Raw genomic sequence first — 8,077 nt, 5'->3', positions numbered from 1 at the left:
GCGGCCGTCGGCGCCGTGCACGGCCCGGACCCGACGGCCGTGGCACAGGGCCCGCGGAGCCTCAGGGCTTGCGGTGGCGCCCCGGCGCCTTCCTCGGCCGCCGCGCCGGGCGCACGGGCCACCGCGCTCCCGCACCCTCGGTCCCGTACAGGATCCGCTGGGCGGCTGCGTAGTCCTCGGCCACCGTCTCCGGCAGCCACTGGTACCCGTCCCAACGCACGATCAGCCTCGGTTCACCCGGCGCCACGTGGGCGCCGCGCTGCCGCCCGCCCGTGAGCCGTACGGCCCTCAACTGCCCTACCGGCCGCAGCCGTTGCTCCCGCCTGGCCGCCCACGACGCCAGCGGTTCCTCCTCGTCCATCGCCCCAGTCTGGCCTCCCGGCGCCGTCCTCCGACACCCGCGTCACCCGACCGGGCGACGCGCGTTCCAGCCCCTCCGCTCCCTCCTTCCGCGCCTCGCTCCGGTCGCCCCCTCCGCGCTCTCCTTCCGCACGCCTTCCGTCCTCACGAACTCCTGAGGACCACCAGCCGCTGGGTCGCCCTGGTCATCGCGACGTAGCGGTCGACCGCTCCCTCGACGCCCCCGCCGAACGCCTCAGGGTCGACCAGGACGACCAGGTCGAACTCCAACCCCTTGGACAGTGCCGGGCTCAGCGACCGGACCCGCGGCCGCGCCGCGAAGCCGGGGGCGCCGATCACGCAGGCGGTCCCCTCGGCGTGCTCGGCGAGCCACCCGTCCAGGACGGCGTCCAGCTCCGCCACGGACCCGTGCCTGACCGGGATGCCACTGCTGCGCACGGAGGTCGGCACGTTGGCGTCCGGCAGCGCCGCCCGGATCGCCGGCTCGGCCTCGGCCATGACCTCCTCCGGTGTCCGGTAGTTGATGCTCAGCGAGGCCACCGTGGCCCGGTCGAGCCCGATCCGCTCCAGTCGCTCCGGCCAGGACTCCGTGAAGCCGTGCCTGGCCTGCGCCCGGTCCCCGACGATGGTGAAGCTGCGGGACGGGCAGCGCAGCACCAGCATCTGCCACTCCGCGTCGGTCAGCTCCTGGGCCTCGTCCACCACGATGTGCGCGAACGGCCCGGCGAGCGGCTCCGGGTCGGCCACGGGCAGCGCCGTCTCGTCGACCAGGGTGTCCTGGAGGTCGCTCCCGCGCAGCATCGTCACCGCGCCCTCGCCGTCGTCGTCGGCCTGGAGCAGGTCGCCGATGACGTCGGCCATGCGGGCGCGCTCGGCTGCGGTCGCGGCCTCCCGCCGGCGGCGGCGCCGCTCCGCCTCCGGATCGCCGAGCCGTTGCCGGGCGGCGTCCAGGAGCGGCAGGTCGGAGACCGTCCAGGCGTGCGGCGCGTCCTTGCGCTGGAGCGTGCGGACCTCCTCCGGTCCGAGCCAGGGCGCGCACATCCGCAGGTAGGCGGGCACCGACCAGAGGTCGCCGACCAGATCGGCGGGGTCGAGCAGCGGCCACGCGCGGTTGAGCGTCCCGGCCAGCTCCCGGTCCTGCCGCAGCGACCGGCGGAACAGTTCGGGCGAGACCTCCGCGTCCTCGCCCAGCCTGTCCATCAGGATCGTGGCCAGCTCCTCCCAGATCTGCTCGCGGGCCTCGTTGTGCGGGGTGCCCGGGTCCGGCGCGTCGAACGCGTCGGACCAGTCCTCGGCGCTCACCCACAGGTCGGCCCAGTGGGTGCTGACCTCCATGCCCTCCGTGGGCGGCTCCTCGTAGAACCGGACGGCCTTCTCGATCGCCCCCACCATGTCGGCGGAGGACTTCAGCCGGGCCGCCTCCGGATCGCTCTCGACCCCGGCCTTCGCCCCCTCCGCGACGAGGTCCCGCACGGTGCAGGTGCGCACCCCCTCCTCGCCGAGACTGGGCAGCACGTCGGCGACGTAGGCCAGGTACGGCTGGTGCGGGCCGACGAACAGCACGCCGCCGCGCCGGTGGCCGAGCCGGGGGTCGGAGTAGAGCAGGTACGCGGAGCGGTGCAGTGCGACGACGGTCTTGCCGGTGCCGGGGCCGCCGTCGACCACCAGGGCGCCCCTGGACCCCGCCCGGATGATGGCGTCCTGGTCGGCCTGGATGGTGGCCAGCACGTCCCGCATCCGGGCGGACCGGTTGCCGCCCAGGCCGGCGATGAACGCGGACTGGTCGTCCAGCGCGGCGTGCCCCTCCAGGGCCTCGGCGGTGAACACCTCGTCCCAGTAGTCGCCGATCCGGCCGCCGGTCCAGCGGTACCTGCGCCGGCTGGCCAGGCCCATCGGGTCGGCGTGGGTGGCCGCGAAGAACGGCTCGGCCGCGGGCGAGCGCCAGTCGACCAGCAGTCGGCGCCCCTCGCTGTCGGTGAGGCCGAGCCGCCCGACGTACACCGGCTCCGGGTCGTCCGCGTGGACGACCCGCCCGAGGCACAGGTCCAGGCCGAAGCGCCGCAGGGCGCGCAGCCGACCGGTCAGCCTGTGCACCTCGATGTCCCGGTCCATCGCCTCCCGGCCCAGACCGCCCGGGGCGCGGAGCAGCGCGTCGAGGCGGTCGGACAGCTCGGCGATCGACTGCTCCAGGCTCTCCGCGATCGCCGCGAAGTGCCGCTCGTCCTCGCCGATCAGCACCGGGTCGGCCTTGGCGGCGAGACGGGTGGGAAGGTCGAACGCCCTGGTCGTCGGGCGGTTCATGGCATCAACTCCGATCTGAGGCCTGCGATTGTGCGCCACCACAGGGGCCTTGCCGCAAGGCCCCCCATGCGCTATACGTTGAGAGTGGCAAGGGGTGGGTTCTCCCCCGCGCCATCCCCACCTCACCTCCGGCTCCGTTCCCGGCCTGTCCGACGACGCCCCGCTCCGCGTCGCCGACGACCGCCCGACGCCGCCGATGACCGCCCCGAATCGCTCCGCGCCTAGCCGAGGCCGTACCGCGACGGCAACCCCGGCTCACCCGGGAGGCTTACCGGCCGGCCGAGTTGGACCGCATCGGGTGGTGTCCGGGTGACGGCCTCCGGCACGGTTCGTTGGGTGTACGGCGAGGGTGGGTGCCCCGGTGGCGGGCAATTGCCGCCTCCCGCCGTGCGGCCCGAGCCACCGTCGGCCGCTCCGCACCGCGCCACCGATCCGAAGGGGTCCTGTCATGTCCGAACCATCTGCCACGCCGCAGTTCCCGAACAGCCCGACGGGCTCGGCCGACGGCACCTCGGCCGGACCCGCCACTCCCAAGAGCCTGCTGGAGCAGATGCAGGAACTGCTCGCCTCCGTCACCGCGGACCTCGCCGAACTCCAGGGTTCCGGCCCCGGGAGCGCCGGCTCCACCGCCTATCCGGCCGGCACGGACACCTCCGAAGCCTCGGAGGTGCCGGGCCCCAGGTAATCCGCCACCGGTTCGCCACCGGCTGGCCCGCCCTTCCCGGGCGGGCCACTGCCGTCCGGCGGGTCGCCGCCGAAGGGCGCGCCACCGGCACTCGGCGCACCGCCGGGCGGACCGGCTCCGTCCGGTGGATCGAGCCGGACCACCAGTAACGGCGCCCCGTCACCCGCCCGCACCCGTGCCGCCCCGCCGAGCGCCGCGGGCTCCGCCTCCCCGGCCCGGACCGCTGCCTCACGCAGCCGCCCGGTCAGGTCCTTGCACTCGGACACCGCGTCCACACCGTCGATGCAGGTCCAGTAGAGGCTCTCGGTGTCAGCCCCGCAGGCCAGCACCACCAGCGTCTCGCCGACCTCCCGGAGCAGCCCGTCGAGCGCCCCCAGGGCCGGTGCCAGGTCCCCGAGGTCGGTGAGCCGCGCGGCCCGGCCACCGCTCACCAGGGCGGCCCGGAGGACGGAGCGGTCCAGGCAGACCGCCGCGTGCGCTCCCGCCTCGGACAGCTGCTGCCCCAGCCCGGTGAGCTCGTCGTCCTCCGACTCCGCCAGCCTGGCGCCCACCGCCTCGGTGAGCAGCGCGGCCTGCCGCGCCTCGGCCAGCACGTCCGGTACGTGCCTGGCCTCGGCCAGGGCGTGCCGGGCCGTCTTGATCAGTCGCAGCGCCTCCATGGCCACCGCTCCCCTCGCTCGCTGTCGCCGTCGACCCGGACCGCCGGGAGGAGCGGTCCGAGTGGTGACGGCTGGTCACGGCGAAAGCGTGCGAGGAAGAGCGCGGACGCGCATCCGCGTTGTCAGAAGCTGTGGAAAAGTCGGGGGTTGTGGATAACTTCCGTCCCTCACAAGGGTTGGTCGTCCACATTCGAGTTGACGCCGGTCACATTTTCGGGAGCCCCGGCCACCTCGTCGGGGGCGCCAACCGCACTCCCGGAGGCCCCGGCCACGCCCTCGTCGGCGTCGGCCGCGTCCGCCGGCACCGGGAAGCGCAGCTCGTTCCGCTCGATCTTGGCCGCCAGGGCCTCCAGCGGATCCACCCCGACCGCCGTACAGAACTGCAACAGGTACGCCAGCACATCCGCGACCTCGTCGTGCACCCGGTGCCCGCGCTCCGGGTCGGACATCACCGCGGCCGCCTGCTCGGGCGTCAGCCACTGGAAGATCTCCAGCAGCTCCCCCGCCTCCACGCTCAACGCCGCCGCCAGGTTCTTCGGCGTGTGGAAGGGCTCCCACCGCCGGGCCGCCGCGAAGTCCGCCAACCGCTGCCGCAAGGCCTCCACGGTGGGCTCCGCCGGCCCCGTCATTCGTTCGCTCACCCCTCCAGGTCTACCGCATCGCGGCCCGCCGCCCCACCGTCCTCCGGAAAAGCCCCGCCCTCCGCGGGAGCCCCGGCCTCCGGAGCAGCCCCACTCGCCGGAGCGGCCCCGCCCGTCGGGGGCGCCCCGTCGCCGCCCCCGGATCCGGCCGGACCCTCCCCCGTCAGGGGAACCCCACCCGCTGCGGACGCCCCACCCGCCCCCTCCCCACGCCCGCACTGGACCGGCACCCGCGCCGTCTCCGGCCGCAGCACGGTGAACCCCGAGTCCGGGTCCCGCCTGCACTCGACCAGCACCACCCCGCCCCCGGACGCGTCGCCCAGCGCCTCGCGCGCCGCCGCCGGCTCCTGCAACGCCGCGACCACCCGCAGCTGGCTGCGCTCCGCCATGTCCCGCGCCAGCCGCAGCAGCGTGGCGGCCTGCTCGACGGAGAGCCCCGCGCCCAGGTCCTCGGCCAGCACCGTGAGCTGCCGGTGCGCCCAGGGCACCTCGGCGGCCACGTCGAGGTCGAGCACCCCGGCCCCGGTCAGCAGCACCGCGGCGAAGGCGAGGTGGCGCAGCATGCCGTCGGAGGCCTGGTCGGCCCCGGTGCGCCCGAGGACGCCCTCGTCGAAGACGGCGAGGACCCGCCGCACGCCCCCGCTCTCGCGCTCGGCCAGGGTGAGCCCGAGCAGCGGGTGCGGCGCGGCGGACTGCACGGCGCGCAGCAGCTGCCCGTACCGGCGCGGGCACTCGTTGCTCAGCCGGGCGATGACGGCGGAGACGTTGGCGGCGTTGCTGCGCAGCCTGGCCTGCGGGTCGGCCCTGGCCCAGCCGCGCATCAGCGCGGGGACGGGGTGCAGCGCGAAGACCTCGCGCAGCGCGGTGAGCAGGTCCTCGGTGGCGGCGAGGACGAGGCATTCGCCGGCCGACGAGCCCGCGACCCGCAGCGGCAGCTGCGCGGTGATCATCGTGCCGCTGGGGAACGGTGCCCGGATGTCGCCCTGGCGGGTGTCGTTGTGCCAGCAGACGTTGACCCGCCGGTTGCGGACGTCCTGCTCGCCGGTGTCCATCAGGGTCCGGCCGTCGAGGGTGAGCGACTCCCTGGCGATCCGGACCGGGCCGTCGGTGCGGATCACGACGTCGAGCCTGATCAGGCCGTGCGGCGAGCGGACGGTGCAGCCGAGGATGATCGCGTCCCGGCCGTGCGGGACGCACCCGTCCAGGCCGCCGCGGACGGGCACGGCGAGCGGGCCGGCGCGCTCGGGCAGCCCGTCCAGCGAGTCGGCGATCTCCTCGCCGAGGGCCAGCCGGGACAGCACGGCCAGCGCGTCGAGGGCGTTGGACTTGCCGACCCCGGCGGGCCCGTGCAGCACGGTGAGGGGCGCGAGCGGCAGGACCGCCCGCCGGTAGGACTTGAACGAGGTGAGCCGGAGCTCCTCGACGGTGGGGCGCGGCACGGGCGGTCGGCCCGGCCCCGGGGCGCCCGGTCGGAGGTGGGCCGGCCCTGCGGTCCTGGTGGCGTCGCGGTTCACCCGTCGGACGTTAGCCGCAGGCCGATCGGCAGAAACGTGCCTGCGTGGCAGATTCATCCCAACGTGGCGCTCAGCGCCGGTACGTGGCCACCGTCACCGAGGCCGTCACCTCGACCGGCTCCGGCAGCCCCGCGAGCGCGGCGCCGAGCCGCTCCGGGTCGGTGTGCCAGGCACTCGGCCCCATGCCGACGACGGTGCGCACGTCCTGCGGGCCGAGCCGCAGGGTGTACTCGACCTCCCGCCGCTCCACGGGCTCCAGGTACGGCCCGAGCTTCTCGTCGATCCGCCGCTGCTTCTCCTCGTCCACCGACAACAGCCCCAGTGCGTCGACGAGTTCGCGCAGGTGGCGGGCGGTCGGCGAGACCAGCAGCAGGGTGCCGCCGGGGCGCAGCACCCGGCGGATCTCGGGTCCGTTGCGCGGGGCGAAGACGTTGAGCATCAGCTCGGCCGAGGCGTCCCGCAGCGGCAGTGGCCGCCAGGCGTCGCACACCACGGCACCGATCCTGGGGTGCGCCCTGGCGGCGCGGCGCAGCGCGTACTTGGAGATGTCGAGGGCGGCGCCGGCCGCTCCGGGCAGGGCGTCCAGGACGTGCGCCAGGTAGTGGCCGGTGCCGGCGCCGAGGTCCGCGACCAGGCCGTGGGACTCACCGGAGACGGCCGCGGCACCCTCCGCCAGCGCGTCGGCGATCGGCCGGTAGTGCCCGGCGGCGAGGAAGTCCGCGCGGGCGGCGACCATCTCGGCGGTGTCCCCGGTGCCGGTGTGGGCGTCGCCGGCGAGGAGGCTGACGTAGCCCTGCTTGGCGAGGTCGAAGCTGTGCCCGGCCGGGCAGCGCAGGCTGCGGTCGTGCCGGGTGAGGGCCTGCGCGCAGTGCGGGCAGGCCAGGTAGCGCTCGATGTCCTGGAGCAAGGTTCCGTCTTCTCTCGCCGTACGCCCCGGCCGGTCGGGGCGCCAGCCAGCCTAACGACCCCGGCGGACCCGACGCCCCGACCCGCCCGTCCTGCCCCGGCCCGCCGTCCCGGCCGCACCCACAGCCCCGCCCGACGGCCCCTACCGGGCGCCCCCGGCGAGCCCGGACCCCGCGAGCCCCGGCTCCACGAGCCCCCGCCCCCGCTCCGCCCCGACCCGCAGCGCCAGCGCCACGAGCGCCTCCGGCGCGCCGGGCCGCCCGCGGACCCCGGGGAAGGCGTTGACGTCCACGATGACCGGCTCGGCGGGCCCGTCGAGCAGGTCGACCCCGTACACGTCGAGCCCGAACACCTCACCGACGCGCAGCGCGAGCGCGGCCCGCGCGGCCGGCGGCTCCCAGTCCTCCGCCCGCCCCGACTTCCCGGTGCCGGTGGCGAGTTCGGAGCGCCGCCGGGCCGCGAACACCTGCCCGTCGACCACCCACAGCTTCTGGTCCCAGCCGGTCCCGGGGACGAACGGCTGGGTGACGACCGGCTCCTCGGCCCAGTGCTCGGCGAGTTCGCGCAGCCGGTCCGGCCCGTCCACCCTGGCGACCAGGTCGTGCCGCCTGCTGTGCCGGCTCTTGACCACGAACGGGTAGGCCGGACCGGCGAGTCCGCCCAGCGGCCCGGCGGCGGCCGTGTCCGCGAAGGGCAGCCCGGCGGCGCGCGCCAGGCCGGCCATCCTCACCCGGTCCTGGCACAGCTCGGTGGCCGCCGCCGAGTTGACCACCGGAGCCCCGCGCCGCTCCAGCTCCGCCGCCAGCGCCAGCGCCTGCGGCGTGCGGGCCTTGAGCAGGTAGACGTCGGCCGGCCCGGCCACCGGCCCGGCGGGCGGCACGGCCACCACCTCGTGCCCCCGCCTCACCAGCAGCCCGGCGGCCGCCGCCAGCACCGGGTGCCCCGGGTCTCCGGTGATCAGCCCGATCCTCACAGCAGTTCCCCCTCACCGAAACCGAGCTGCCCGTACGG

7 protein-coding genes and 1 pseudogene are annotated in these 8,077 nt (G+C 75.7%); 1 reads left to right on the top strand and 7 read right to left on the bottom strand.

What is annotated here, in order from left to right; translation table 11 throughout:
* Positions 1-61: 61 nt before the first annotated feature.
* Both BU198_RS28115 and helR read right to left on the bottom strand, forming a co-directional pair.
* The gene (locus BU198_RS28115) at positions 62-361 is read right to left on the bottom strand and encodes a DUF6087 family protein (protein ID WP_188299676.1); all 300 of its coding nucleotides are present in this window, start codon (positions 359-361) and stop codon (positions 62-64) included.
* A 143-nt stretch (positions 362-504) separates the two neighbouring features.
* Entirely contained in the window at positions 505-2,661 is a 2,157-nt protein-coding gene (gene helR / locus BU198_RS28110) for an RNA polymerase recycling motor ATPase HelR (RefSeq protein ID WP_188299675.1), read from the bottom strand.
* Positions 2,662-3,109: 448 nt separating this feature from the next.
* Here helR and BU198_RS28105 point away from each other — a divergent pair, with 448 nt between their 5' ends.
* The gene (locus BU198_RS28105) at positions 3,110-3,346 is read left to right on the top strand and encodes a hypothetical protein (RefSeq protein ID WP_188299678.1); all 237 of its coding nucleotides are present in this window, start codon (positions 3,110-3,112) and stop codon (positions 3,344-3,346) included.
* Here BU198_RS28105 and BU198_RS28100 read toward each other — a convergent pair.
* The 5 genes and pseudogenes from BU198_RS28100 to BU198_RS28080 form a co-directional block, all read right to left on the bottom strand.
* Positions 3,292-4,005: a DUF6099 family protein gene (locus BU198_RS28100; protein ID WP_188299674.1), complete on the bottom strand. Its 714-nt coding sequence runs from the start codon at positions 4,003-4,005 to the stop codon at positions 3,292-3,294. The genes BU198_RS28105 and BU198_RS28100 overlap by 55 nt on opposite strands.
* Positions 4,006-4,307: 302 nt before the next feature.
* Positions 4,308-4,634: pseudogene (locus tag BU198_RS28095) on the bottom strand (nucleotide pyrophosphohydrolase); the annotation flags it as partial.
* Between the two features lie 8 nt (positions 4,635-4,642).
* Entirely contained in the window at positions 4,643-6,160 is a 1,518-nt protein-coding gene (locus BU198_RS28090; RefSeq protein ID WP_188299673.1) for an AAA family ATPase, read from the bottom strand.
* A 70-nt stretch (positions 6,161-6,230) separates the two neighbouring features.
* Positions 6,231-7,067 carry a putative RNA methyltransferase gene (locus BU198_RS28085; RefSeq protein WP_188299672.1) on the bottom strand — a complete coding sequence of 279 codons (837 nt, stop codon included), beginning with the start codon at positions 7,065-7,067 and terminating at the stop codon, positions 6,231-6,233.
* A 141-nt stretch (positions 7,068-7,208) separates the two neighbouring features.
* The gene (locus tag BU198_RS28080; RefSeq protein WP_188299671.1) at positions 7,209-8,039 is read right to left on the bottom strand and encodes a RimK family alpha-L-glutamate ligase; all 831 of its coding nucleotides are present in this window, start codon (positions 8,037-8,039) and stop codon (positions 7,209-7,211) included.
* Positions 8,040-8,077: the final 38 nt, after the last annotated feature.

It is taken from the genome of Streptomyces sp. CBMA156, assembly GCF_014596515.1.
Lineage (GTDB): Bacteria > Actinomycetota > Actinomycetes > Streptomycetales > Streptomycetaceae > Kitasatospora.
This window is presented reverse-complemented; position numbering and strand designations above follow the sequence as displayed.